Genomic DNA, 26,887 nt, shown 5'->3' with positions numbered 1-26,887 from the left:
ATTACTATGACAGCAAATAAAATTGCGAAAATACAATTTTACGAAGGAACTGATGAACCAGTAGTGCCGGAAATAAGACTCACTAGGAGTAAAGATGGTACCACAGGCCAAGCACTATTCTCGTTCGAAAAACCTCAAGCATTATCCTCAATAACAGATGGTGAAATTACTGGTATGCGTATGATAGATGCAGAAGGTGAAATACTTACTAGGGAAGTTAAAGTAAAGTTTGTTGATGGAGAACCGATATTTTTAGAGGCAGTTTATATTTGGAAAAACACATCTGACTTTGATAGATTTATGAGATTTGCAAATAGTTATGCCAAATCAAATGGATTAGGATATTCTGAGAAGAAGTAGAACATTCTGAAAATTGAGTAGTCCATCATATTTCAAGTTAGTATTTATTTTAATCACTTCTTTAATAATATGGATCTTAAGAGATTTTCTCCTCTTAATAATTTGCTCATTAGTTATTTCAAATATTGTATGTAATTTATGTAATCAAATCCAAAAGTTTTTAAAAATTCCCCGATCGATTTCATTATTTTTAGTCTTAACTGTTATTTCAGTATTAGTTTCTACTATATTTATTCTGGTACTTCCCCCCTTTATAAAAGAATTCAATGAAATACTCGTTGATATTCCAAATGGTTTATCAAAAATCAATATTTTGATTAATACAAATCTTTATAAATTTAATAGCCTATTTTATGGTGAACAAACTGAAAATGTTATAGACATATTCAGTCTTATAAATAATGTAGTTACCATTCCAGATGCCTCAACTATTGCAAAAGCTATTCAAGAAAGTTTTAAAAATTTAATTAATATAGCTGGGAATCTTGGTTCAGGTTTTTTGAAATTAATATTCGTATTAGCGGTGAGTTTGATGATTTCTATTGAACCAAAACAATATAAAGAAAATATACTAATATTAATTCCAAAAAATTATCGCAACAAATTTAGAAATATTCTGGAAAAATGTAATATTGCATTAACAAATTGGAGCTTTTCTATGGTCATAAGCTCATTATCAGTAGGTTTATTATCATTAATAGTTTTATCTATATTAGATGTCAAATATGTCGTCTCTAATGCTTTAATAGCTATGGTTCTTAATATAATTCCAAATATAGGACCAGTTATTAGTGGTATATTCCCAATCTCAATTGCGCTACTAGATAATTTTTGGAAACCATTAGCCGTTTTAGGAGCATATGTAATCATTCAAAATATTGAAAGTTATATAATAATGCCATCTATAATGAAGAAAAAAGCAAATATACTTCCTGGTTTAACATTAATATCACAATTTGGATTCACCTTCATTTTTGGTCCATTAGGCTTAATACTATCTCTTCCATTAGCTGTAGTAATACAGGTTTTAATCAAAGAATCATTTAAAGATATTTAAAAACTACTTAATTAATTTTTTATATAAATATGGGTAGGAAATAAGTATAAAGATAGCTAAGGGATGTTTATTTATAGCATAATAAAGTGAACTAAAAGTAAAATGATCAAATAATATTCTTAGCTCAGTAGAAAGATCTATTAAAACTAATGAAAATAAAATTATTAAATAGTAATTCAATTTCATAAAATTAGAAGCTTAAGCTCAGTCTTTAAGCAACAAAGATGGAGCCAATAAAATACTTGAATAACTTCCAACTATAATTCCTAAAGATAAAGCCAAAGAAAACCAAAATAGAGAATATGACCCAAACAAAATAATACTTAACAAGGGTATAAGAGTAGTAATACTGGTAAAGGTTGTTCTCCTAAATGATTCGTTTACTGATAATTGAATAGTTTCATTATATCCTTCTTTCTTTAATTTTAAATTTTCACGGATTCTATCAAAAATAACAACAGTATCATTTACAGAGTAGCCAGCGATAGTTAACAAAGATACTGCAAATAAACTATTTACTTCTACAGATAATACAATTCCCAACCAAGAGAATATACCGAAAACGATTAATAAATCATGAAATAAAGCTAATAATGCAAATAATGCATATTTTTTATCAAATCTTATAGTTATATATAAAGATATTGCAAATAATGAAACTAATAATGAAGTAACACAATTGGAAAGTAATCTTTTCCCAAGCTTTGGACCTATTAATCTTGAATCCTTGCTCTCATAATTTAGAGGTCCAATAATACTATCAAGATTACTAATAAGACTATTAGATTCTTCAATACTCAAATAAGGTGTTCTAATTGAAATTAACTTATTTTCATTTTGGAATTGTAATTTAATATTATTTAAAAAGTATTTATTTTTAGAGATCTCTCTTAAATTTTCTATAACTGTATCAGGGGAAAATTTAGAACATTCCTCTTCACAAACTCTCTCAATTCTTAGTTCATTTCCCCCAACAAAATCCATGCCTAAATTTATAGGTTTCTTATATGAAGTATTAAAAGTAGAATATAAAATTCCCAGTATACTCAACAAAATAAGAACAGATGATAAAGCAATTATCTTTCTTTTATTTTTTATTAGTTCAAGATTGTATTTCATAAGAAAGTTTTAATTAAAAAATTTAATTTGAAAATCTATTCTTAGGTAGATAGAGATTTTTTTGTCTTAAATATTGATATGTTGTAAAAAATCTCAAAATAGTTTTAGAACAATTTAATGAGGTAAACAAACTTATTAAAACTCCAATACCTAAAGTTGCAGCAAAACCTTTAACAAAATTTGTTCCTAATAAAAACAATACAAAACAACTTAGAAGAGTTGTAATATGGCCATCAACTATAGATGAATTAGCTCTTTGAAAACCGCTAGCAATAGATCTAGTAAGAGTATTTCCTTCATATAATTCTTCTCTAATTCTCTCAAATATTAGAATATTTGCATCAACAGCCATACCAATGCTAAGTATAAGACCAGAAATTCCAGGTAAAGTCAAAGTTACAGGAATTAGAGAATATAGTGCCAAGTTAAAGAATCCATAAAGCACTAGGGAGAGAACTGAAACAAAACCTAGAACTCTATAATTAAAAATCATAAATAAACCAACAAAAATTAACCCAGTAATTGCTGCATAAAGACTTTTTAAAATATTTTTGGATCCCAGCAATGCCCCTATAGTGTTAGTTTCTACTATCTCAATTGGTAATGGCAATGAACCACCTTTAAGTTGAACTTCTAATTCTCTTGCATTCTCAGCGCTAAAATTACCACTTATTGTTGCTGATCCACCTGTAATCCCAGTATTAACAAACTGACTACCAACACTAGCTTCACTTATTGATTCTCCATCAAGAATAATAGCCAATAGTTTATTCGTTCCGGCAATTGACTTTGTGATTTCTGCAAACTTTTCACCTCCAGAGTTACTAAAAGTTAACAAAACTTCCCAATTACTATTTGTTTGTTCTTGTCTCCTTCCTGCGTTAATAAGATCTTTACCAGTTAAATCTGTTTTTATAAATAAATTTGTAATTTCTTTATCAACATATTTTTTAATTTCAATTAACTTCCCATATAAATCAGTACTATTAGTTAAATAATTTAATTCTTGCTCTATCACATTAATATCATCTTGAATAATTTCTAAGAAATTATCATTAAATTGACTTTTTTCTAAAGAAGAATATTGTTCAATTAATTCTTTAATATTCAATCTCTGTATTTGTAAGGTTTTTAAATCTGTTGATGTACCTTCTTTTTGAATCCTAAATTCTAATAAAGCAGTCTTCCCTAAAACTCTTGAAGCAACTAATGGATTTTGTTCTCCAGGTAATTCTAAAATCAATTGATCTCCCCCTAGGGTTTGCAAGTTAGATTCTGAAACCCCTAAGTTGTTAACTCGTTTATCAATAACAGAATTAACTGCTTCAAGTTCATCCTTTGTTACCTTCCCTTCATCTTTAATAATTTGTAGTGTAAGTTGAGAACCCCCTTGTAAATCCAATCCCAATTGTAATGGATAATTTATTAATCGATAAATAGATAAGGTAAGTAAAAATATAATAAAAAAAAGCCAGCCTTGCCTTCTTTTCATTGCCTATATACTCCCACTAATTAATTCTTCAATTTTTTTAATTATTTGATGTGGTTGGATTATAGTCAAATTCTCAAGATTTCCATTATAAGGAGTTGGAATATCTTGACTAGATAATCTAATTGGTCGAGCATCAAGATCATCAAAACACTCCTCTGTTATCAATGCGATTAATTCTGCTCCAATACCTCCAGTCTTCATACATTCTTCAACAATAATTACTCTATTTGTTTTTCTTATTGAGTTTGATATAGTTTCCATATCAAATGGTTTTAAACTAATTAAATCGATTAACTCAACATCTATCCCTTTTTTTTCTAATTCTTCAACAGCTTTAAGGCAGTGATGCCTCATTCTTGAATAAGTCAATAAAGTAATATCTTTACCTTCTTTTACAACGTCAGCCTGATCTAGGGCGCAAGTATAGTCTCCCTCAGGTAATTCTTCAGATAAGTTGTAGAGAAGAACGTGTTCAAAAAATAAAACCGGATTATCATCTCTTATAGCCGCTTTCATCAAACCTTTAGCATTAGTAGGTGTACTGCATGCGACAATCTTTATACCAGGAACTGCATGAAAATATGCTTCTAGTCTTTGACTATGTTCAGCTCCAAGTTGACGACCAACTCCTCCAGGACCTCTAACTACTGCAGGTATTTTATAATTTCCTCCGCTTGTATATCTAAGCATACCCATATTATTTGATATCTGATTAAAAGCTAAAAGCAAAAAACCCATATTCATTCCTTCTACTATTGGTCTTAACCCGGTCATTGCTGCACCCACAGCCATACCAGTAAAACTATTCTCTGCAATTGGAGTATCTAAGACTCTTAATTCTCCATATTTTTCATATAAATCCTTAGTTACCTTATAAGATCCTCCATATTGACCAACATCTTCACCCATAACGCAAACATTTACATCATTTTCCATCTCTTCATCAATTGCCTCTTTCAAAGCATTAAATAATAATGTTCCAGCCACAATTAATTACCTAATTAATCACATATATAATCCTACCACTTTGATTAATTCATCCTCCTTCAGCAAAGGTTATAAGTAGTAATATTGACAAAATCATTCCTGGTGAAAGCAAAAGTATTAAAAGTCCTAGGTCATGTAAAGACATTTAAATAAATAGTTTTCTTAATACTATTCTCAATTCAACTTTTCTTCAGAAAAAAACTGCGAATAAATACAATAAAAAGTCCTATACCTATGAAAGCAAAAGAAAAAGTTAGTAAAAAAGATAATCCAATTATTAAGGTATTAATACTCGAAGATATACTTTGAACTATTTCAGAAGAATTAGATGGTTTATGTGTATAGAAATAAATTGCTATTTTATTACTTAAATAATAAAAAAATATAAATAATAAAAAACTGGTTAATGATCCTAAAATAAAGTTTAACGGTCCTTTTTCCGGAATATTTCTTTCAATATTTTTATTACTATTATCAGACACAATAAAATTTTTATAAAAAATTAAATGAATGTTATTCCTTTTTTAAGGAAAGTGCAAACCCATGAATCGTAACCTTTATCTTTAAATAATTTATAATTTGCAGTTAATTCTTTTTTAGCAGTCTCTACATCTTTAAAGAGTGCAAAACATGTAGGACCTGAACCACTCATTGAATAAGTTAGACAATTTTCTAAATTTGAAAGTAAAAATAATGCCTGCTTTACAGAATCATTCTCATTTCCAACAACTAACTGTAAATCATTTTTTATAGTTAAATGTTGATTATCATAATTAAAGTTATTTAAACCATTATTTCTTAGATTTTTTCTTATTTTCTCAATTTTTTCTTTATTGGTAAGATATTTATCACTAAATCTATTACAATATTTTTTATAAGTTTCAGCAGTAGATATCGATACATTTGGATTTTTTAAAAGAATTATTCCATATTCAAAGTTTGAATTCAATTTCTCCAAAATTTCGCCTCTTCCAAAACACAATTGAATACCACCATTTATAAAAAAGGGAATATCAGATCCTAAAGATGATGCTAATGAACATAATGTTTCATTATCTAAGTTCAAATCCCATAATTTATTAAGACCAATTAATGTTGCCGCTGCATTACTTGATCCACCAGCTAATCCTGCGCCAATTGGAATATTTTTTCTTAAAAATATATTCGCACCATAATCTATATTTAATTTTTTCCTTAATAGATTTGCAGATTTAACAATTAAGTTATCATCGGATAGGCTTAAATTATTACAATCAGACTCAAGTTTAATTAAACCTTCATTATTAATTTCAAATTCTAAATAATCAGAAAGATCGATATTTTGCATAATCATTGCTAACTCATGAAATCCATCCTCTCTTTTACCAATAACTTCAAGGTGAAGATTTATTTTGGCAGGAGATTTTATATTAATTGTCGTTTTAGCTAAATCTTGCATATACTTAAATTTTTATTTTTTAATTTTAATACAATTTTCTGCAAGCTTAATCCATTGGTTAACTGAAATATCTTGTGGTCTTAAATTAAAACAAACTTTTGAAGATTCAGATAATTCATTTATCTCTTCTTTTGAAAGTATTGAATTAAGAGTATTTCTGAGCATTTTTCTTCTTGAATTAAATGAAATTCGAAGAAGTTTATCTATATATTTTTCTAAACTAGTATCTAATCTTAAGTCATTTTTAATTGGTTCGAAAACTACCAAAGAAGAAAAAACTTTTGGAGGCGGACTAAATGATGAAGGTGGCACATCACATATTCTTTTTATTTTTGATAGAAGTTGCATTCGTATACTAAGCGCACCAGCATTGGGACTACCTTCTTCGGACAAAATTCTATCTACAACGTCTTTCTGCATTAAAAATATAATTTTTTCGTAATTATAGTTTCTTATAATGCCCAATCGACCTATGAAAATATCCAATATTGGACCAGTTATATTGTATGGAATATTTGCAATCACTTTTGTAATCTTCTTATTTATCGAATCTAAATTTACAGAAAGAATATCTCCCTGCTGCAGTGAAAATTTATCATTATTATTGAATTTATCATTTAATAAATTTATTAAATCTTTATCTAATTCAATTGCATGTAATTTTTTAATTTCTGAATTTAATAACTTAGATGTTAAAGCTCCTTTACCAGGACCAATTTCTAAAATAAAGTCATTTTTGTTGAGAACAGCAATTTCTTTAATTTTTTCTAATATTTTTTTATTAACCAACCAGTGTTGTCCAAATCTTTTTTTTTGATGATAGTTTTTAGAATTCATCTAAAAGATAAATAATATGTTTAAATTAAATATAAATTTATTTAATACTTTATATCATGAGCTTATCAAAAAAAAATTTAGATAAACTCAATAATTTCAAAAAAAATAAAAATTTAAATGACAAGACTGATAAAGTCATTGATAACTCAAAATTAGACTACCATGATAATCCCACTAATAAACCACACTTTTCTGAAGATCCCAATAAGATTTTTTATGCGTTAATTGATAATTCTCAATCTTTAGACGAGACTTCTAACATTAATAATTCACTAAGGAAAAGTGAGCTTAATCAAATTAATATGAATTCTCGAAAACAAAATTACTCAAAAAAATTAACTACTGAAGAAGAACTTTACGATGAATTTAATTATCTTCTTGATGAATAATTTAATCTAATAATATTTTATGCTTCAAAGTAATAGATTAACAATTTATGCTATTGGCAAAATAAAAAAAACTTGGATTAGAGATGGCATTAATCAATACAAAAAAAGGATGCCTCAACTTGTCGTCAATGAGTTAAAGACTTTTAACATAGATAATCTTAGATCTAATAACAATATTATTATCTGCCTAAGTGAAGAAGGTAAACAGTTTAAATCTGTTGAACTATTTAAATTACTCTTAAATTTTAAAAATAAAAGAATTAATTTCTTAATTGGAGATACGGATGGAATTAGTTCTGACATTAAAGAAAAGTCAGATCTTATATTAAGCCTGTCAGCTTTTACTTTTCCTCATGAATTAGCTAGATTAATCTTAATTGAGCAAATCTACAGGGCTATTTCTATATCTAATAACTCTCCTTACCATCGTTCCTAAAATATTAAATTTAATCTAAATTCAATTTATAAAAGTTTAATGACTAACTATTCATTGAATTTTGTTGTATAGTACATATATACTATTAATTTAAGTTTTGGGTTCTTTTGATTCGGCTAAAAAAAAGTTTAAAATCCCTTTATTAATTGATTCGGTATCTGCAGGATTTCCTTCTCCTGCAGATGACTATGCAGAAGAAAATATTGATTTAAACGAACATTTGATATCTAATCCGTTTAGCACTTTTTTTCTTAGAGTTAAAGGTGACTCAATGATAAATGCAGGAATTAAAGATAACGATTTAATAATAGTAGACAAGAGTTTAACAGCCCAGCTGGGGAATATTATCATTGCAATGATAGACGGGGAATTTACAATAAAAAGACTATCTATGAAAAACAATGAATTATATTTAAAAGCAGAAAACCATAATTATCCTGATTTTAAATTTAAAAACCATATTGATGTACAGATATGGGGAGTTGTTATTTATTCAATACATAGCTACTTATGAGAATTTCAAGTATTGATGCTATAGCTCTTATAGATGCCAATAATTTTTATGCCTCATGTGAACAAAATATTAATCCTCATTTAAGAAATAAACCACTAGTAATTTTATCTAATAATGACGGATGTATTATTGCAAGAAGTCCTGAAGCGCGAGCATTAAAAATTAAAATGGGAACACCGTATTTTAAGGTTAAAGAAAGATTAAATAAATTAGATGTAGCAGTCTTAAGCTCAAACTACTCGCTTTACGGCGATATGAGCAGAAGATTAATGAATTTACTAAAAAGCTATTGTGAAGAGATAGAGATTTATTCTATTGACGAAGCATTTGTCTCGATTTCCAGGCCTTATGATAAAAATCTATATCCTTGGGCAAGAAGCATAAGATCATTAATATATCAGAATCTTGGAATTACCATAACAGTAGGAATAGCAGAAAATAAAGTAAGAGCAAAAATTGCCAATAAATTAGCTAAAAATATTGATTATTCAGCGGGGATATTTGATTTAGCTATAACCAAAAATGAGAATAATTATTTGAAAAGAATTAGTGTAGATAAGATATGGGGAGTTGGGAAACAAACCTCTAATTGGTTACAAAGTAAAGGTATTAAAAATGCAAGAGAATTAAGAGATATGGAAGAAAATGAAATTATTAATAAATTAGGTGTCGTAGGGAAAAGATTACAATTAGAACTGAAAGGTCATAAATGTCTGCCCATAGAAAAAAGCAAGAAATCAAAAAAAGAAATTCAGGTAAGCAGGAGTTTCGGTACACCTGTCACAAAATTAGAAGACTTAACTCAAGCACTAGCAACTTACGCAATAAAAGCGTCTGAAAAAATGAGAAGTCAGAATTTGCAATCATCTAACATTACAGTCTTTGCCAGAACCAGTAAATATTCAAGTCAAAATTATCAAAGAAGTGCTCATAGAAAACTTACAAATGCCACAGATGACACAAATAATATTTTAAAAATAGTAGTTGAATTATCTAAAGAAATTTATAATCCCGAATATAAATTCTCAAAAGCTGGTGTTTTAATGCAAGGTTTAACAAATAGGGAATATTTACAGCAATCTTTTATCAATCAGAAATCTCAGAAAGACCTAAGAAAATCAACAAATCTTATGAGAACGATTGATTTATTAAATAAAAGATTTAATAATAATGCAATTACATGGGCTATTACAAAACATCCAAAAAGTTGGACAATGAATAAAAATTTATTAAGTCGCTCATCTACAACTGATATAGAACAAATACCAACTATAGTGAAGTAAACAAAAAAAATGGAATTTATAATATTTTTAAGCAAATTAGATAAAGAGATTCTTGACTTATTAGTAAAAGCAAACTACATAATTGAAGAAAATAAAATTGAATGTCTCTTAAACAAAGAAATTAAAGGGTTACATAATTTCAAAGAAAATAAAATAATAATATGCACTGAAAATGCAAAAAGGAAAACAAATTACAGAAATAAAAAGCAACTACCAAACAAAGACAACTTCAAAACAGAATGGCTAATAAGAAAAGCATTAAGACATGAAGCAACTCATGCTGCACAAAGATGTAATAACAATAGAGTAATAGGAGATATAAAAAAATTAGAAACTAAATTGCATCAAAGTAAGAGAAAAGCATTAGAGTTCTCTACATCAAATTTTTCTGGAACTTATGCAAAAGAAGTAGAAGCTTATGTTCTTGAAGATAAACCCAAAAAGGTTAAAAATTTAATTAAAAAATACTGTTTATAAATTTAAAGTAAAAGTGTTAACTAGCAATAAAATTGCCACAACGTTGTTTATCTAAAAAATTAATATGTTGTCTTTCTAAATAATATAATTCCTGAAATTTAATAGCGTCTGAATTTAAATCCTTAAAAAGATCGTCAATCTCATTATTAGTATTTGATGAACCTGAAGAAGAATTTTCAATTAAGATAGATATACAATTTTCTAAAGTTTTTAATCTTTGAGATCCCCATGATTCGATCAAGTGCCTGCATCTTTTTAAAGAGTTATATTTCTCAAGAAGTGATAAAGTTCCAAGTAAGTTGTCTTTAGGATTGCTAAGCAACGTTAAAAACAGCTCATTTGGATTAATAAAAATATTAATTTTATTTGTTGATTCATGATTGTTAAGAGCTAAGTAATCAGGGAGAAGTGAAATTAAGTTAATAGAAGTAAATTCTTTTTGAAGCGTTTGACAATTTGTTTGTTTTAAATCATTTAAATAATTTAAACCCAATTTATTTTGTTCAATTTTTGAAATAACTTCCCATAAATCTTGAATAAAATTTGTATTAAAACAATTAATTTCTCTTTTGAGAAATTCATTACGAATAAATAGCCTAAGATCTGGACAATGCAAATAATAAAAAATTATTTCCGATTCATTTTTCTCACGCCTAGAAATTTCATTTGGTTGTTCAAATTTTTTTGATCTGCCATGCCAACGAAATCCTTTAACTTGATTTCTTAAATCCTGTTCAAACTGAATAGCCAACCTAGCTTGACCTTTACTTAATCTTTCAGATACTTTTTGTAAGTAATGAGTTCTGATTGATGATTGAGGTAATTTACTCAATAATTTGACCAATGAAGAAATAACACTCTGGAAAGTTTCAGACTTAGTTAAGTCTTTATCCTTAAAGATTTGATCAACCTCCCAATCAATCCAAAAGGAAGAATTATCAATTAAATTAAAATAATCTTCAGGAGTATGACTATGCAAATAATCGTCAGGATCTTTGAAATCACTAATTTGAAGTATCTTTAGATTAATTTGATCATGAAGAGATAGACTCTCGACTTCTTTTATTACTCTTTTAGTAGCTAATATCCCTGCATTATCAGAATCAAAATTCAATATTATATTTTTATTATCTGTGCATCTGCATAGTTGAGAGATTTGATACTTATTTAGAGCGGTACCGAGGGACGCTACAGAATTAGTAATGCCATTTGAATGCAAGGAAATTACATCAAAGTAACCTTCAACAATAATAGCTTTATCTCTTTTTCTAATATTGCTGGAAGCTTTTTCGAATGCAAACAACATTTTTCCCTTTTCAAATATCTCTGATTCAGGAGAATTAAGATATTTGGGTTCCTGACCATCAAGAGATCTGCCACCAAAGGCTACAACTCTTCCCTGCATATCATGTATAGGAACAATTAATCTATTTCTAAAACGATCATAAATCTTTTCAGAATTATCTTTAGAAATTGCAAGTCCTGAAGATAGTATTAGATTAATAGGGAATTTTTCAACCTTGGATAGATAATTAAATAAATCATTCCACGAATTTGGAGCGAAACCTAATTCGAAGTCATCAATAATTTTGTTACTTAAGTTTCTCTTTGATTTTAAATATTTCATTGCTTCAAGACCAAGTGAATTATTTAATTGAGACTTAAACCAATTTTTTGAGACTCTGAGTATTTTATAAAGTTCTTCCTTTCTTGATAATTGTTTTTTATATGCCTCTACTTGTGGACCTTCTAGATTTTCAACATTAATATTATTTTTTTTTGCAAGTGATAGTACAACATCAGAAAAATTTGCACGGGTAAATTCCATTAAAAATTTAATAGAATTACCACCAGCACCACAAGAAAAACAATAATAGAATTGTTTACTTGGTGATACTGTCATAGATGGCTTGGTATCATCATGGAAAGGACAAATACCAACAAATTCCTTACCTTTCTTCTTAAGAACAATATGTTCAGATATAACATCAACAATATCTGCCTTTTCTTTTACCTCCTGAATAGTTCTTGGGTGTATAGAATGAACCATTGAGTTTTTATCAAGAAATAAATAATGATTTATTTGTTATAGTTCAAAATCTAATAAGAATCTACTTAATTTCACAATAAAAATATTTTAGAAATGATAAATGTCGAGGAATTAGAAATAAAATTTAATTCATTGAATAAGTTTAATTTAGTATTTGCCTCATTCTTCTTTAGTTTGATGACTTTGTGCGTAAAAAATATTGATGAAATGATACCAATTTATGAATTGGTTTTCTTCAGATCAATCTTAAGTTTAATAATTACATCATTTATAATTAATCAAAAAAAAATAAGTCCCTGGGGCAATAATAGAAAATTACTTATCTTGAGAGGAGTTTTAGGAACTTTAGCTTTAGTTTGTATATTTTATGCGATAAGAAACATGCCTCTTAGTATATCTACTGTAATTCAGTACACATATCCTATTTTTATATCTATATTTGCATGCATATTTTTAAATGAACAAATAACTCGGAAGTTAGTTTGTGCTTTAGTTATTGGCTGGATTGGAATATTAGTAATTTTGAATCCAACTCAACTTTCAAATATAAACGCTGAAATTGAAAATATTTATATTTTAATAGCATTTATAGGAGCAATCTGCACTGCGTTGGCCTACGTTACAGTTAAGAAACTTTCATTTACTGAAGATATTTATGTAATTATTGAATATTTCCCTCTGGTTTCTTCTATAACTTTATTACCTATTGTCCTAATTAATTGGGTTACCCCAAATTGGAACGAATTAGTTTGGATCTTTGGGATTGGATTATTTACTCAATTAGGTCAGACTTTTTTAACTATAGGATTAAAAAATTTACCTGCATCATCTGCTTCAACGATTAACTATTTACAAGTATTATTCGGTTCAATATGGGGTATTTTGTTTTTTAATGAGATAATAAATATAAAATTTTTATTAGGGGCATCACTAGTTTTATTAGGAACTATTATTTCCACTACCAAAATAATCAAAAGGACATAGAATATTAAAAGAATAAAAAAAACGGTGAAATTTTCCTATCTAGCATTTATTTTTTGTTTTTCTCCTATTCTTCAAGTTAATGCAACAACTCCAAAATCAGTAACTTGTACAAGAACTGAATATAGAGAAGAGTATATTCCAGGGACAAAATCAAGCCCTGGCTACGTGAAAAGTTATGAAGTGGATGTTGTAATTCCCTGTGGAGGTGAACAGCAGGCTGAAAAAATAGATGACAATGACTGTAGTGAAGGTTCAGTCATTGGTGGTATTCTAGGAGCAGGCATTGCCCTTTCCTCCTCCAGAGGTAAAGATAGATTTTGGGCAGTGCCTGCAGGGGGGACGGCAGGTGCATTAATAGGTTGTCAGGTGGATGGTGGTTAATTGATTAGTTGGATAAAAGGAGAATTGATTGAATTATGGCAGATTAATCAAAAATTCTTTGTTTTAATAAATTGTCAAGGACTAGGCTATGAAATTCAAATACTAGAATCCTTTTTTCACAATTTAAAAACAAATCAGTTAACTAATAAAAATATTACTCTATGGATAAAACATATTAAAAAAGAAGATTCAGATTTATTATTTGGCTTTACATCAAAGGATCAAAAAAATTTTTTCATTAATATTTTAAGTATTAGAGGTGTTGGGTCTCAAATTGGTATGTCGATATTAAATAAATTTTCCATTAGTGAAGTCATTAATGCAATAAAAACAGAGAACAAAAAATTAATTTGTTCCGTGCCTGGTATAGGTCAAAAAATGTCCGATAGGTTAATTTTAGAATTAAAAACTAAATTTAAAAATGAAATTCATCGTAATAATATGATCTCTCATGATGAAATTCTAAATAAAAATACTGAAATCAACGGTATTCTAGAGGACCTGCAATTAACACTTCAATCACTAAATTATAGAAATAAAGATATAAAAAGTATTTTGCCTATTCTCGATAAAAAAGCTTATGAATTCACCAAAAAAGGGGAAAATATATCATTTGAAAATTTATTGAAGCTAGCAATGAATTACTTAGATAATGATATTAGTAAGATAGTCTCATAACGTAGTAAAATAAATTCAACAAAGACTAATTTTTATGTCATTAGACACAGCTGAAAAACAGAAACTAATTGAATCACATCAGATTCATTCTACTGATACAGGTTCGGCAGAAGTACAAATTGCAATGCTCTCTGAAAGAATTTCGAAATTAAGTGATCATCTTCAAGGTAATATTCATGATTTTGCTTCAAGGCAGGGACTATTGAAAATGATAGGTAAGAGGAAAAGGCTTTTATCTTACATAAAAGATAAAAACATTAAAAAATATCAAGATTTAGTAAAGAAAATCGGAATCAGAGGATGATTTTCTTTAATGAAAAAAAAACAAGCAAAAAAAAAGATACTAAAAAGAAAGAAAAAAACATTATCTAATACCGCGGCTTTTTCTAAAATAGACAATGAATTGCCAAAAAGTATAATCGCTAATTCTCAAAAGAGTGGTATTCCTAAATATGTGGCAGATAGAATGGCGAGAAGAATTTTTATTGCTGCAGGAATACCAACTATCATGGGAATGTCAGTTTTTGTTGTTAGCTACATTATAGTTACAAGAAATATTGCTGAAATACCTCCTTCTTCAACAATTGCAATTTCAGCATTATTTTTCTTATTAGGTCTCGCAGGTTTAAGTTTTGGAATATTATCAGCTAGTTGGGATAAAGAGCCTGGATCATTTTTTGGTGTTGAAAATATCCCAATGAATATAAAGAGAGCAAAAGCTGCTTTTAAACCTGCAACTCAAAATTTTGAAGAGAATAATTAAGCTAGGAAACTAATGATTTCAAATTAACATGGAATGATTTATCTTCTAATAATTTTCGTGCTCCTTGTATATCTCCAATGCAGAATTGTTCCCCAAATTTAACATAGGTAATATTATTTTTATTTCTAACAGCTGCTAGTACTGGAATTTTGACTCCACACCTCCCTTTTTCTGGTTTAAATTTAATTAAACAATCCCTTAAAGTATTTTGTACTCTTACATCTGATGCTTGAGAACTATCAAGATTTATAATTAGTAATTTAAGGTTATCTATTTCTCTACAATCATCAACTATTAATTGAGTTTTATCACTTTTTTTATCTATCGTACCCCACACCAATAATCTAGTATCAGTTAAAAGAAATTCAGACAATCTGACATATGTTTTGGGGAAAACTATTGCTTCACAATTTCCCGAAAGATCTTCAAGTTGTACTATAGCCATCCTATCTCCTTTTCTAGTTGTGATTTGCTTCAACTCAGGAATCATTGCAACTAAAGAAACTTTTGTTCTATCTTTTGTTTCTTCTAAGTGTGAAATACTAATTGGAGATATAAGTTTTGCGGGTTTAGTTAAATGTTTTAAAGGATGATCAGACAGATAAAAGCCTAAAAGCTGTTTCTCTAATTTTAATTTTTCGACAAGTGAATAATCATCAACTTCAGATAATTGTGAATCAGAGAATGCTATGTTTGAGAAATTCTCTTCACAATCAAATAGATTACCTTGCCCTGACAATCTATCCCGATTTCGTGATGAAGCCCATTCAATAACATGCTCAAGATCTGACAATAATTGTGCTCTATTGTTATTTTTTGAAAATTCATCTAAAGCTCCACAATGAATTAAAGACTCAAGGTTTCTTTTATTAAGAACATTAGATGGTAAACGATCGCACAAATCTGATAGAGACTTAAAAATTCCAAAATTATTACGATTCTCAATTATGTTTCTTATTGCTGAATCACCTAAATTTTTAATTGCAGAAAGTCCGAATAAAATCTGATTATTCTTAATGGTAAAATCAATTCCAGAGAAATTAATACTAGGAGAAATAACTTCTATACCCATAGAGTAACAATTAGAAATATACCTTTGCATCTTGTCGGTGGAGCCAGAATTTACGCTTAAAAGTGCTGCCATATATGCAACAGGAAAATGTGCCTTTAAAAAAGCAGTTTGGTAAGTTACTGCACCATAGGCAGTTGAGTGGCTTTTGTTAAAACAATATTCAGCAAACAATACCATTTGATCAAAAAGATCATTAGCTAATTTTTCATCAACACCTTTCTTCATCGATCCATCTACAAAAATATTCCTATGTTTTACCATCTCTGAAACTTTCTTTTTTCCCATTGCTCGTCGAAGTAAATCTGCATCGCCAAGAGAATAACCTGCTAAATCTTGTGCGATTTTCATAATTTGTTCTTGATAAACCATTATTCCATAAGTTTCAGTAAGAATTGACTCAATAAAAGGATGAGGAAAATCTATTTTTTCGTTACCATTTTTTCGGTTTATAAATTTAGGAATCAGTCCAGCATCAAGAGGACCCGGTCTATAAAGAGCTAAAATAGATGAGATATCCTCAAGAGAATTAGGTTTAAAGTCCTTTACAATTTGTTTCATGCCAGAAGATTCAAGTTGAAAAATACCTTCAAGATCACCTCTACCAATAAGATCAAAAGTTTTGCAATCATTTTTAGGCAAATCGTCTATATTTATCGTCTTTCCAGTGGATTGATTAATTAAAGAAACAGTTTTTTCAATCATCGTAAGATTCTTAAGACCTAAAAAATCCATTTTCAACAAACCCAGTGATTCAATATCATCCATAGAATATTGGGTTATTATTTGACCTTCATTATTCCTTTGTAAAGGTACTAATTGGTCAAGAGGATCTGAAGCAATAACAACTCCTGCAGCATGCACTCCGTATGTTTTGTTAGTTCCTTCAATTCTCATAGCCAAATCAACCCATTTTTTAACCCTAGTGTCATTTATATATTTATCCCTAAATTCTTGGCTAGGAGAATTTTTTTCTATCATTTCATTAAGTTTATAAGGTTTTCCTCTTACAACCGGTATTAACTTGGCTAATTTATCTGCTTCTCCATAAGGGATATCAAGAACCCTTGCAACATCTTTTAAAACTGCCTTGGAAGTCATTTTATTGAAAGTAATAATTTGAGCAACCTTATCTTCACCGTATCTATTGGTAACATATTCAATAACTTCAGTTCTCCTATCAATACAAAAGTCTGTATCAATATCAGGCATAGACTTTCTTGCAGGATTTAAAAATCGCTCAAACAATAATCCATGTTCAACAGGATCTATATTTGTTATTTGAAGAGCATAGGCTACTAATGAGCCTGCTGCTGAACCTCTACCTGGTCCTACGGGAATCAAGTTATCTCGAGCAAATTTTATATAGTCCCAAACAACCAAAAAATAATCTGGGAAACCCATATCTTTTATAATTTGTAATTCCGAAGATAGTCTTTTTTTATAAACTTCATTTATTTCTGCAAAGTTATTTTTTTTAAGTCTTTTTAAAAGACCTTTTATAGACAAATCAGTTAATAATGAAAGTGAATCTTTGTTTGTTTTAAGAGGGTATTTTGGCATTCTATATTCACCAAACAATTCATATACTTCAATCTTTTCTGAAATTTCCATTGTATTGTTCACTGCTTCATTAATAGCTTCATCATCAATATGATCTTTAAAGAGTTCAAGCATTTCATTTTCGCTTTTAATATATTCTGTACCGGTATATCTCAGTCTTTTTTCATCACTTATTAGTTTTCCTGTCAATATGCAAAGCAAAGCATCATGTGATTCGACATCCATATTTGAAATATAGTGAGCATCATTAGTAGCAATAACCTTTATTTGATGCTTCTTCCCGATTTTTAATAATTCAACGTTAACAATTCTATCTTCAATGGAACCGTGATCTTGTATCTCTAAATAAAAATCATCTGCAAATTCTTTTTTATACCAAAGAGCAATATCTTCTGCCACATCTAATCTCCCTTTCAAAATTGCCTGAGGTATCTCTCCACCTAGGCAAGCTGTAGAAATAATAAGTCCTTCCTTATGTTTATTTAAAAGATATTTATCAATGCAAGGTCTAGAAAAAATGCCTCTACCTCTCATACCATTTAGGTGACTAATCGTTGTTAACTTTACGAGATTTTTATAACCGGTTAGATTTTTTGCTAGTACAACTAAGTGATATCTTTTTTCTTTTTTAGGTTGCGGATCATCAATTGACCCATTAATCACATACATTTCATTACCAATAATTGGTTTAATACTTTTCTCTTTACACTTCTTAACCAAATCCAGAACACCATACATAACTCCATGATCGGTAAGAGCAATAGAATCCATTCCTAAATCAGAAGCCCTATCAACAATTTTAGATATTTGACTTGCTCCATCAAGCAAACTGTAATCACTATGGTTATGAAGCGAAACGAAACCCATTTTTAATCAATTTATATATATAAAATAGAGAAAAATTATAAAAAATCTATACTTTATGGTTACAAATTTATTAATAATAAAATATTTATTTAAAAGGCCTATTTTTGTTTACCCCAGCATCAATTTCAAAAATATTTGCTGCATTCAATATTTTATTCTCTTCAAGAACATTTCCAATAAGCTGAAGTCCTATAGGTAATCCATTAGTATCAAATCCACAAGGAATACTTATAGCTGGAAGACCTGCCAAATTAGCCGGTACAGTTAAAAGATCAGATAAATACATAGAAAGAGGGTCATTAGAAAAATCACCCTTTAAAAAAGCAGTAGTGGGACAAGTTGGAGTTAATAATATATCAACCTTCTTAAAAGCATTATCAAAATCCTTACATATGAGTGTTCTAACTTTTTGTGCTTTCTTGTAATAAGCGTCACTATATCCAGCTGACAAAGCATAAGTTCCTATCAAAATTCTTCTTTGAACTTCATTTCCAAATCCTTCAGCTCGACTTTTTGAAGTCATATCTATAAGGTTAGAGGCATCTGTAGATCTAAAACCATATTTAACTCCGTCATATCTAGCTAAATTTGCGGATGCCTCTGAAGGTGCAATCACATAATAAGTAGCAATACCATCGTTAAATCTAGGACAATCTACATCAATAATTTCAGCTCCTAAACTTTTAAATCTTTCTACACCAGAAAGCACAGATTTTTTTACTTCTGGGTTAAGACCTTTGTGGTCAAAACATTCTTTAATTATTCCAATTTTTAAACCTTTTATAGATTTATTTAAATCACTCAAATAATTTGGAACAGGTTTATCTAGGCATGTTGAATCTAGCGGGTCACTACCAGATATTGCATAAAGGACTTCTGCAGCATCAGAGACAGTATTTGTAATTGGCCCTATTTGATCAAGGGAACTAGCAAATGCTACCAATCCCCATCTACTGACCCTTCCATAAGTAGGTTTAAGACCAACTACACCACAAAAAGAAGCAGGTTGTCTTATTGATCCTCCGGTATCAGAACCTAAAGCTGCAGAACATAAACCTGCAGAAACTGAAGCGGCACTACCACCTGAACTTCCTCCAGGTACTCTATTAATATCCCAGGGATTAGAAGTAACACCAAAGAAAGAAGTCTCTGTTGAACTACCCATGGCAAATTCATCTAAATTTGTCTTACCTAAACAAATACAACCGGAAGACCATAATTTACTTGATGCTGTAGATTCATATGGTGCGACAAAACTTCTAAGCATTTTGCTTGCACATGTAGTTAAAATTCCCTTAGTACAAATATTGTCTTTAATTGCTATGGGTAGACCTGCTAGAGGAGGTAGTATTTCTTCATTTTGAATTAATTTATCTATATTTTCGGCTTGCTTTAATGCATTATCCTTTGTTGTACAAATGTATGAATTAATTTGAGAATCTTTAGAATTTATCTTTAAAAAATAATCATTTATTAATTCCTTGACTGAAATTTTTTTGCTTATAATTTTCTTTCTTAAAGACTTAAAATCCATTGCTTAACTAATTTATAAATTAATTTGTTATCAAACAGTTAATGGTTCTACTTTCTTACAACGAACTAAACTATGCTTTATTTTTGTGGATCCTTCATCAGTAAGTTCACTTATAAAAGATGACATATTTTCTTTTAAGCTTCGTTTGGTAAGAAATGGACCATACCAATATGTGACAGTGGGGTTTTCAGTCTCAATTTTAGCCCACCAAGCTAACCCTAATTTGTTTCCAAAATTTCTAATCAATTTTATGGATCTTAAAAGATCATTAATTCTGGTTAAATTCTATACAATTTTTTAGTGAAAATTCAATAAATATCTATTTATTATATAAATATATTGAAACAACAATATTTAGATTAAGGTAAATATAAAAACTTCTAGCAAAGAATCTTATTTGGATGTCAAGTAAAAAATTGAAATTGCTGCCGCTACAGAAGCGTTTAAACTTGATGTATTCCCCTTAAGAGGGATGTTTAATAGAAAATCACATTTTTTTTGAGTTAGCAATGAGATCCCTTTATCTTCAGACCCCACTATTAAAACCAATGGTTTTTTTTCTTTAAAACTAGAGATTGCTAATTGAGAGTTTCCAGATAATCCAACAACGAGAAAGCCATTTTTCTTCATTTCCTCTAGTGATCTATTCAAATTAACAACTCTACAAACTGGTAGATGTTCTAGTGCGCCTGCCGCAACTTTAGCAACTGTTCCTGTTAAGCCAGCAGATCTTCTTTGAGGAATGATAATGCCCTTACAATCAAAAGCTTCTGCAGATCTAATAATTGCACCAACATTATGAGGATCGGTTATTCCGTCTAGGGCAAGGATGATAGGGTTTGATGATTTTTTTTGAGAAAATTCAATTAATTTTTCCAATGAAATTGTTTTAGAACATGCTAATTGAAGCACAACACCTTGGTGTGAGGCTCCACTTGTCATTTGTGAAAGCCTGTTCCATAAAACCTCTTCGATAAGTACACCTTTTGATTTATTTTCTTTTAGTAAAATGTAAAATTTTTCTGAAGAAAAAATTTCTGATGTGCACCAAATCCTATTAATAGCTCTTTTATTAATAAGAGCCTCATAAACTGAATGTTTTCCCCATATCCAATCATCAAAATTCCTCTTAGGTGGAGATTCTTGATAAATATCATTTGTACGATTAGAAACTTGCTTATTATTAAAATTTAATGGATTTCTTCTGTTTGAAGATGAAAAATTATTTTTATGTTTATTACTTTCATTAATGCTGTTAACCCTTTTCTCTTTTGCAGAAGTGGAAAATACTCTTTTATTTTTATCTGAGGAATTTGTATTTTTCGAGTAAAAATTAGAGTTCTGATTTGAGCTTAGATTTTTTTTTTGTTGGTTATTATTTTTTCTAGAATAATTATTTTTAAAATGGTTTTTCATAGTTTCATTTCATTTTTATTTCAAGATATTCAAAAAGAGTAGATAATCTTTGTGGATCTTTAAGAAATAGCCAACCTATTAAGGTTTCAAAACCAGTTGCTTTAGAGTAAATTAATGGGTCTGAAGATTTTGGATATCTCTTAGTTTTATTTCTAGCACGTCTTATTAAATCCATTTCATCAACTTTTAATAAATGTTCAATTTGAGTTAAAGAATTTGCTTGAGATTTTGCTTTAACTTCGTTCACTACAGATAAATGAAGTTCTTTTGATTTCAAAGGGAAATGAACATGTCTTAGTCTTTGATGTAATTCCCATATAGAATCACCAAGCCATGCAAGTTGTAACACACCTATTTCATCAGGAGATCCATATGGAACCAAGTTTTGAAGCCAATAATTCAATTTTTTAAATAAGTTAATGCATCTTCAAGAGTCGACTTTAGATTAAGAAAATCTCCTAATCGCACAAGTTTAATTGTTTGAGCAACTCTTGAATTGCCAACTACAGAAAAACCTAACTTTAACTTTTTGCATTCTTTGGCAGTTTGAACAAGAGCACCTAGACCAGAAGAGTCTAGAAAATCTATTTTTGTAAGATCTATAACAAATGGAATCTCATTATTTAAATTATTGGTAACAAACGTCTTAAATTGTTTTTCTGAGAAGGCATCAAGTTGGCCTTTAAAAGTAAAAACAATAATATTTGTTCTTACATCAATGTTTCCTCTTAAAGAAACCGTTAACTTCTGGAAATCTTCTATGATCTAATTCCTCCAAAAAATTAATGTATCAAATGTAATTATCAAATCAAAAGAAAACAATATGTCAACATCTTTCTAACATTAGAGAAACAAATTTTTTAAATAAATAGTCTGAATCATGAGGACCAGGACCAGCTTCTGGATGATATTGAACACTAAATATTGGCTTATTATTTACTTCCAATCCAGCTACAGTATTATCATTAAGGTTGTAGTGAGTTATTTTAACTTTGTCCATTGACAGGGAATTAGGATTAATAGCGAAGCCATGATTCTGACTGGTTATCTCAACTTGATTATTATCTCCACAAGGATGATTCAATCCACGATGTCCAAAAGGGAGTTTATAAGTTGAACCTCCTAAAGCTAATCCAAATATTTGATGTCCAAGGCAAATTCCGAACATTGGAATTTCACCATTATCAATAAGTGCTCTTGCTAAATCTATACCTTCATGAACAGCAGAAGGATCACCAGGACCATTTGAGAAGAAAATTCCATCAGGATTATTTGATAGAACATCATCAATAGAAGAGCTTGAAGGTAAAACCATAATTTCACAGCCATGTGAGACTAGTCTATTAAGAATTGACTTTTTTATACCAAAATCAATTGCTACTATTTTTAATTTCCTAGGTTTTTTTGTATATATTTTCCTAACGTCAAAATTTGTTTTCGAGGGATTTTTCCATAGATATTGTTGCTTAGTAGAAACTTCTTTTGATAGATTTAAGCCTACCATTTTTGGAGTTGCATAAATAGTTTCTAAACAACTCTCTACAGTATTATCTTCAGACGTAAGAACTCCATTCATTGAACCATTAGATCTTAATATTTTTACCAGAGCTCTTGTATCAATTCCATAAAGACCCATAATATTTTTTTCAACTAACCACTTATCAAAACTCATTGATGATCTCCAATTACTATTATTTGAAGAATAATTTCTAACTATTATTCCTTTTACACTATTACTAGATTCTGAATCTTCTAGATTAATACCAGTATTTCCAATTTCTGGATAAGTGAATGTTAATATTTGGCCATAATAACTTGGATCAGTAATGACTTCCTGATATCCAGTCATACCTGTATTAAAAACTATTTCGCCAACAGCAGTTCCAGAAGCACCAAAAGAAAATCCATGGAATACAATTCCATTACTTAGAACTAATTTTGCATTTTTTTTATATAGATCAATCATATATTTGGGATAAATTCATCTTGAGATAAATAGGATTTTAAGAGTAGAAATTTTTTCCATGCTTCTCCTTGATCTATTAAAAATAATGCCTTCTTGAAGCCTTCTTGTAAATCATCCTCAATCCCAGCAACCCAAAGAACTAAAGCTGTATTTAAGGCAACAACATTCTTATGAGGCTTTTGTCCTGTTCCATTTAAAACAGAAGTTAAGATGTTTTCATTAGATTCTTTATTAGTAACAACAAGCTTGTCATTTGATATATTTTGTTGATTAAAATCCAAAATATTTATTTTGGAGAACCGTAATTCTCCATTCTCAACAAAAACTAATTTATTTTCACCTTGAAGAGAAGCTTCATCAAGACCTCCAGATCCATATACTACGATCGCTCTATTCATGCCCATCTTTAAAAGAGCGCTACCCATAGGTTTTAATAGATCCTCTGAGGCAACACCCAATACTTGTGCATTAGGTCTTAAAGGATTTACCAAAGGTCCTAGTTGATTAAACACTGTTCTTATGCCGAGCGTCTTTCTCAATGGAGCAAGTTTTATTAATGATTTATGCCAAATTGGTGCAAAAAGAAATGTAATACCAATTTCATTAACAGCAGAAACTACTCTTTCTAATGAACAATTTAAATTCAAACCAAGATTTAACAATACATCTGCTGAACCAACTTTTCCACTAGCACTCTTGTTACCATGCTTTGCAACTTTTACTCCACAGGCTGCGGAAACAAATGCAACTGCAGTAGAAATATTAAAAGTATTAGCTCCATCACCTCCCGTTCCACAAGTATCTACCAAATATAAATTAGGTCTTTCTACTGGTATCTTGCAAACATTTAAGAGTTCCTTTGCCATTGATGACAACTCTTCGCCGGTACAACCCTTAGTTCTTAAAGCACTCAAAAAAGCTCCTGTCTCTACTTCAGATATTTCATCATTAAGCCATCTTTTCATTAGTGAACTAGCATCTATAGAATCAAGGTTTGAGCCATCTAACAATGTACTTAGTATTTCAGAATTGGAAAGATTAGGAGACATTTATTTAAGTGAATAAAGCTAAGAAAAAATCAATTTGAAGTATCAAAACCTGACCCAACTAAATCTTCATTATTATTAGAAGGCCTGAAACTTTTTGACCAAATATTTTTTGTTTTTGAAAAAAGTTCATTTTTAGTAATTTTCCAAAACATCAAAATTTTTTCTATATCATTTTTTATTTCAATCTCCCCAGGGAAATTGTTATAACGATTTAATAATCTTGCTAAATTAATTAAATCAAGATCATCTGGATTTTCCTTAGTAATAAGGGTATCTACAATATTCTTGTCTTTTGAATGTAGAGGATGCGTTTGGTCGCTACTCATTAATAAATACTGAATCATTTATAAAACTAGCTCACATATTTAAAAATGAAACATTATCTTAATCATATCGGCAAAATTAAATGAAAAATTTAAATTTAAGAGTTATATCTAAATACCTTAGACCGTACAAAAAAGAATTTTTATATGGGGCTTTTGCTCTCTTGGTTGTAAATATTCTTAGCGTCGTAATACCAATAGAAGTAAAAAATATAATTGACCAACTACAAAATGGATTTACTTCAGATTTTGTTATTTCTAAATCACTGTGGTTAATCTTCTTAGCTTCATGTATGGGTTTAATTAGACTTTTTTCTAGACAAATTGTATTTGGAATAGGTAGAAAAGTTGAGGTGAATCTTAGGCAGAAACTCTTCGATCATTTACTTAAACAAGACCCCGAATGGATTCAAAAAAAAGGAAGTGGAGATATTATTAGTAGAGCTACAAGTGATGTTGAGAACATAAGAAGACTTTTAGGTTTTACCGTTTTGAGTTTATGTAATATTGTCTTAGCTTATTCATTTACAATTCCATCAATGTTTTCAATAAACAAAACATTGACTATATCAGCATTAATGATATTTCCTTTAATTCTTGGGATAGTTAGTTTATTCGGAGGAAGAATGGTTAAACAAAGAAAAATTCAACAAGAATCTCTTTCTAGACTTAGTGACTTAATACAAGAAGATCTTTCTGGTATAAGTGCCATTAAAATTTATGCACAAGAAAAATCTGAAAAAAAAGAATTCAATATTTACAATGATGCTTATCGAAATTCAGCAATAAAACTTGCAAGAACTGCAAGTACTCTTTTCCCACTACTCCAAGGTATATCATCAATATCATTATTAATTTTATTAGGACTAGGAACATACCAAATAGAGAGCGGATTTGTCACGATAGGTGGCTTAGTAGCTTTAATTCTTTACGTCGAAAGACTTGTTTTCCCTACAGCACTATTAGGTTTTACACTGAATACTTTTCAACTTGGTCAGGTAAGTTTAGATCGTGTAGAAGAGATCTTTCAAAACAAACCAAATATTATCGATGGAGCAAAAACAGAATTATTAAAGAAAAAGGTAGAAGGTTTTTTGGAAGCAAAAAATTTAACAATAAAATATCCTGGATCAAAATTTAATTCATTGAATAATTTAAACTTTAAAATTTATCCTGGAGAACTAATTGCAATAGTTGGCCCTGTTGGCTGTGGAAAGACAACACTGGCAAAATCTCTTGGAAGAATTATTGAAATCCCAGACGATCAATTATTTTTAGATGAAATTGATTTAAAAAAAATAAAATTAAGAGATCTTAGAAAAAATATTGCAATAGTTCCTCAAGAAGCTTTCTTATTTACATCTACCATCTCAGAAAACCTACGATTTGGTAACCCAGAAGCCTCTTCTGGACTAGTCAAGAAAAGTGCAAAAAAAGCAGGGTTAATCGATGATATAAATAATTTTCCACAAAAGTTCAAAACAATTGTAGGTGAAAGAGGGATAACACTTAGTGGTGGACAAAGGCAAAGAACAGCCCTTGGTAGAGCATTACTTGTTGATTCTCCTGTCGTTATTCTTGATGACGCTTTAGCGAGTGTAGATAATAAGACAGCGGCAAAAATAATAGATGAAATGAGAGAAAGTAGTAAAAAAACAATCATAATGATTAGTCATCAATTATCTGTTGCTGCCTCCTGTGACAGGGTTTTAGTGATGGAAGATGGAGAAATAGTCCAAGAAGGTAGTCATAAATATTTAGTTAAAGAAAACGGGCTATATAAAAAACTATGGGAAAGAGAATTAGCCACTAATATTGTTAAGAACTAAAAGTTAATCCTATACCTATGATGTAA

Annotated in this window: 29 protein-coding genes; 13 read left to right on the top strand and 16 right to left on the bottom strand. The window is 29.3% G+C overall.

Annotation, left to right across the window (positions count from 1 at the left end; genetic code table 11):
* Positions 1 to 6: 6 nt before the first annotated feature.
* Together psb28 and JJ847_06895 are read left to right on the top strand one after the other, a co-directional pair.
* Positions 7 to 360 carry a photosystem II reaction center protein Psb28 gene (psb28, locus tag JJ847_06900; GenBank protein MBO6960612.1) on the top strand — a complete coding sequence of 118 codons (354 nt, stop codon included), beginning with the start codon at positions 7 to 9 and terminating at the stop codon, positions 358 to 360.
* A gap of 13 nt (positions 361 to 373) precedes the next feature.
* A complete protein-coding gene (locus JJ847_06895) occupies positions 374 to 1,417 on the top strand; it encodes an AI-2E family transporter (protein MBO6960611.1) in 1,044 nt (347 codons plus the stop codon).
* Positions 1,418 to 1,621: 204 nt separating this feature from the next.
* Here the strand turns inward: JJ847_06895 and secF are convergent, their stop codons facing one another.
* The 6 genes from secF to rsmA form a co-directional block, all read right to left on the bottom strand.
* Complete coding sequence (gene secF / locus JJ847_06890; GenBank protein ID MBO6960610.1) at positions 1,622 to 2,536, bottom strand: protein translocase subunit SecF; 915 nt, start codon at positions 2,534 to 2,536, stop codon at positions 1,622 to 1,624.
* A 22-nt stretch (positions 2,537 to 2,558) separates the two neighbouring features.
* Entirely contained in the window at positions 2,559 to 4,028 is a 1,470-nt protein-coding gene (gene secD / locus JJ847_06885) for a protein translocase subunit SecD (protein MBO6960609.1), read from the bottom strand.
* Between the two features lie 3 nt (positions 4,029 to 4,031).
* Positions 4,032 to 5,015: an alpha-ketoacid dehydrogenase subunit beta gene (locus tag JJ847_06880; protein ID MBO6960608.1), complete on the bottom strand. Its 984-nt coding sequence runs from the start codon at positions 5,013 to 5,015 to the stop codon at positions 4,032 to 4,034.
* Positions 5,016 to 5,194: 179 nt separating this feature from the next.
* Complete coding sequence (locus tag JJ847_06875; GenBank protein MBO6960607.1) at positions 5,195 to 5,497, bottom strand: DUF3082 domain-containing protein; 303 nt, start codon at positions 5,495 to 5,497, stop codon at positions 5,195 to 5,197.
* 20 nt (positions 5,498 to 5,517) lie between these two features.
* Entirely contained in the window at positions 5,518 to 6,453 is a 936-nt protein-coding gene (locus JJ847_06870) for a 4-(cytidine 5'-diphospho)-2-C-methyl-D-erythritol kinase (GenBank protein ID MBO6960606.1), read from the bottom strand.
* A 12-nt stretch (positions 6,454 to 6,465) separates the two neighbouring features.
* Positions 6,466 to 7,290 (bottom strand): 16S rRNA (adenine(1518)-N(6)/adenine(1519)-N(6))-dimethyltransferase RsmA, encoded by an 825-nt coding sequence (gene rsmA, locus JJ847_06865; protein ID MBO6960605.1) that lies wholly within the window; start codon positions 7,288 to 7,290, stop codon positions 6,466 to 6,468.
* Between the two features lie 56 nt (positions 7,291 to 7,346).
* Between rsmA and JJ847_06860 the strand changes: the two genes are divergently transcribed.
* The 5 genes from JJ847_06860 (at position 7,347) to JJ847_06840 (ending at position 10,389) form a co-directional block, all read left to right on the top strand.
* Complete coding sequence (locus JJ847_06860; GenBank protein MBO6960604.1) at positions 7,347 to 7,679, top strand: hypothetical protein; 333 nt, start codon at positions 7,347 to 7,349, stop codon at positions 7,677 to 7,679.
* 19 nt (positions 7,680 to 7,698) lie between these two features.
* Entirely contained in the window at positions 7,699 to 8,115 is a 417-nt protein-coding gene (locus JJ847_06855) for a 23S rRNA (pseudouridine(1915)-N(3))-methyltransferase RlmH (protein MBO6960603.1), read from the top strand.
* Between the two features lie 97 nt (positions 8,116 to 8,212).
* Positions 8,213 to 8,629 carry a translesion error-prone DNA polymerase V autoproteolytic subunit gene (gene umuD / locus JJ847_06850; GenBank protein MBO6960602.1) on the top strand — a complete coding sequence of 139 codons (417 nt, stop codon included), beginning with the start codon at positions 8,213 to 8,215 and terminating at the stop codon, positions 8,627 to 8,629.
* On the top strand, positions 8,626 to 9,912 hold the full coding sequence (locus tag JJ847_06845) for a Y-family DNA polymerase (protein ID MBO6960601.1): 1,287 nt from the start codon (positions 8,626 to 8,628) through the stop codon (positions 9,910 to 9,912). Before umuD ends, JJ847_06845 begins: the two co-directional genes overlap by 4 nt.
* Before the next feature lie 9 nt (positions 9,913 to 9,921).
* On the top strand, positions 9,922 to 10,389 hold the full coding sequence (locus JJ847_06840; GenBank protein ID MBO6960600.1) for a serine hydroxymethyltransferase: 468 nt from the start codon (positions 9,922 to 9,924) through the stop codon (positions 10,387 to 10,389).
* A 16-nt stretch (positions 10,390 to 10,405) separates the two neighbouring features.
* Here the strand turns inward: JJ847_06840 and JJ847_06835 are convergent, their stop codons facing one another.
* Positions 10,406 to 12,439, bottom strand: a complete 2,034-nt coding sequence (locus tag JJ847_06835; protein MBO6960599.1) for a DNA primase — start codon at positions 12,437 to 12,439, stop codon at positions 10,406 to 10,408.
* Positions 12,440 to 12,532: 93 nt separating this feature from the next.
* On the opposite strand from JJ847_06835, the gene JJ847_06830 reads away from it, so the two are divergent.
* The 5 genes from JJ847_06830 to JJ847_06810 are packed head-to-tail and all read left to right on the top strand — an operon-like array spanning position 12,533 to position 15,245.
* Positions 12,533 to 13,423 carry a DMT family transporter gene (locus JJ847_06830; protein ID MBO6960598.1) on the top strand — a complete coding sequence of 297 codons (891 nt, stop codon included), beginning with the start codon at positions 12,533 to 12,535 and terminating at the stop codon, positions 13,421 to 13,423.
* 24 nt (positions 13,424 to 13,447) lie between these two features.
* Positions 13,448 to 13,804: a glycine zipper 2TM domain-containing protein gene (locus tag JJ847_06825; GenBank protein ID MBO6960597.1), complete on the top strand. Its 357-nt coding sequence runs from the start codon at positions 13,448 to 13,450 to the stop codon at positions 13,802 to 13,804.
* A complete protein-coding gene (ruvA, locus tag JJ847_06820; GenBank protein MBO6960596.1) occupies positions 13,805 to 14,482 on the top strand; it encodes a Holliday junction branch migration protein RuvA in 678 nt (225 codons plus the stop codon).
* 34 nt (positions 14,483 to 14,516) lie between these two features.
* Positions 14,517 to 14,786: a 30S ribosomal protein S15 gene (gene rpsO / locus JJ847_06815; GenBank protein MBO6960595.1), complete on the top strand. Its 270-nt coding sequence runs from the start codon at positions 14,517 to 14,519 to the stop codon at positions 14,784 to 14,786.
* 9 nt (positions 14,787 to 14,795) lie between these two features.
* Entirely contained in the window at positions 14,796 to 15,245 is a 450-nt protein-coding gene (locus tag JJ847_06810) for a PAM68 family protein (protein MBO6960594.1), read from the top strand.
* Position 15,246: 1 nt separating this feature from the next.
* On the opposite strand, the gene JJ847_06805 is transcribed toward JJ847_06810, so the two are convergent.
* From JJ847_06805 to JJ847_06765, 9 genes are all read right to left on the bottom strand, one after another.
* Positions 15,247 to 18,744, bottom strand: coding sequence for a DNA polymerase III subunit alpha (locus tag JJ847_06805; GenBank protein MBO6960593.1), 3,498 nt, complete (start codon positions 18,742 to 18,744; stop codon positions 15,247 to 15,249).
* Positions 18,745 to 18,829: 85 nt separating this feature from the next.
* The gene (gatA, locus tag JJ847_06800) at positions 18,830 to 20,278 is read right to left on the bottom strand and encodes an Asp-tRNA(Asn)/Glu-tRNA(Gln) amidotransferase subunit GatA (protein MBO6960592.1); all 1,449 of its coding nucleotides are present in this window, start codon (positions 20,276 to 20,278) and stop codon (positions 18,830 to 18,832) included.
* A 30-nt stretch (positions 20,279 to 20,308) separates the two neighbouring features.
* On the bottom strand, positions 20,309 to 20,524 hold the full coding sequence (locus tag JJ847_06795; GenBank protein MBO6960591.1) for a DUF1816 domain-containing protein: 216 nt from the start codon (positions 20,522 to 20,524) through the stop codon (positions 20,309 to 20,311).
* Between the two features lie 147 nt (positions 20,525 to 20,671).
* Entirely contained in the window at positions 20,672 to 21,694 is a 1,023-nt protein-coding gene (gene rlmB, locus JJ847_06790) for a 23S rRNA (guanosine(2251)-2'-O)-methyltransferase RlmB (GenBank protein MBO6960590.1), read from the bottom strand.
* A gap of 4 nt (positions 21,695 to 21,698) precedes the next feature.
* Entirely contained in the window at positions 21,699 to 22,097 is a 399-nt protein-coding gene (locus tag JJ847_06785; GenBank protein ID MBO6960589.1) for a ribonuclease III, read from the bottom strand.
* Entirely contained in the window at positions 22,094 to 22,459 is a 366-nt protein-coding gene (locus JJ847_06780) for an STAS domain-containing protein (GenBank protein ID MBO6960588.1), read from the bottom strand. The genes JJ847_06785 and JJ847_06780 overlap by 4 nt, the downstream gene beginning before the upstream one ends.
* Positions 22,460 to 22,520: 61 nt before the next feature.
* Complete coding sequence (gene carA, locus JJ847_06775; protein ID MBO6960587.1) at positions 22,521 to 23,660, bottom strand: glutamine-hydrolyzing carbamoyl-phosphate synthase small subunit; 1,140 nt, start codon at positions 23,658 to 23,660, stop codon at positions 22,521 to 22,523.
* Entirely contained in the window at positions 23,657 to 24,709 is a 1,053-nt protein-coding gene (trpD, locus tag JJ847_06770; protein ID MBO6960586.1) for an anthranilate phosphoribosyltransferase, read from the bottom strand. Before trpD ends, carA begins: the two co-directional genes overlap by 4 nt.
* A gap of 29 nt (positions 24,710 to 24,738) precedes the next feature.
* Positions 24,739 to 25,035 (bottom strand): DUF3288 family protein, encoded by a 297-nt coding sequence (locus JJ847_06765; protein MBO6960585.1) that lies wholly within the window; start codon positions 25,033 to 25,035, stop codon positions 24,739 to 24,741.
* Between the two features lie 80 nt (positions 25,036 to 25,115).
* Between JJ847_06765 and JJ847_06760 the strand changes: the two genes are divergently transcribed.
* Positions 25,116 to 26,861 carry an ABC transporter ATP-binding protein gene (locus JJ847_06760; GenBank protein MBO6960584.1) on the top strand — a complete coding sequence of 582 codons (1,746 nt, stop codon included), beginning with the start codon at positions 25,116 to 25,118 and terminating at the stop codon, positions 26,859 to 26,861.
* Positions 26,862 to 26,887 lie beyond the last annotated feature (26 nt).

It is taken from the genome of Prochlorococcus marinus CUG1438 (genome assembly GCA_017644325.1).
Classification (GTDB): domain Bacteria; phylum Cyanobacteriota; class Cyanobacteriia; order PCC-6307; family Cyanobiaceae; genus Prochlorococcus_A; species Prochlorococcus_A marinus_AA.
The sequence above is the reverse complement of the archived record's forward strand: the minus strand, read 5'-3'. Positions and strand labels throughout refer to the sequence as shown.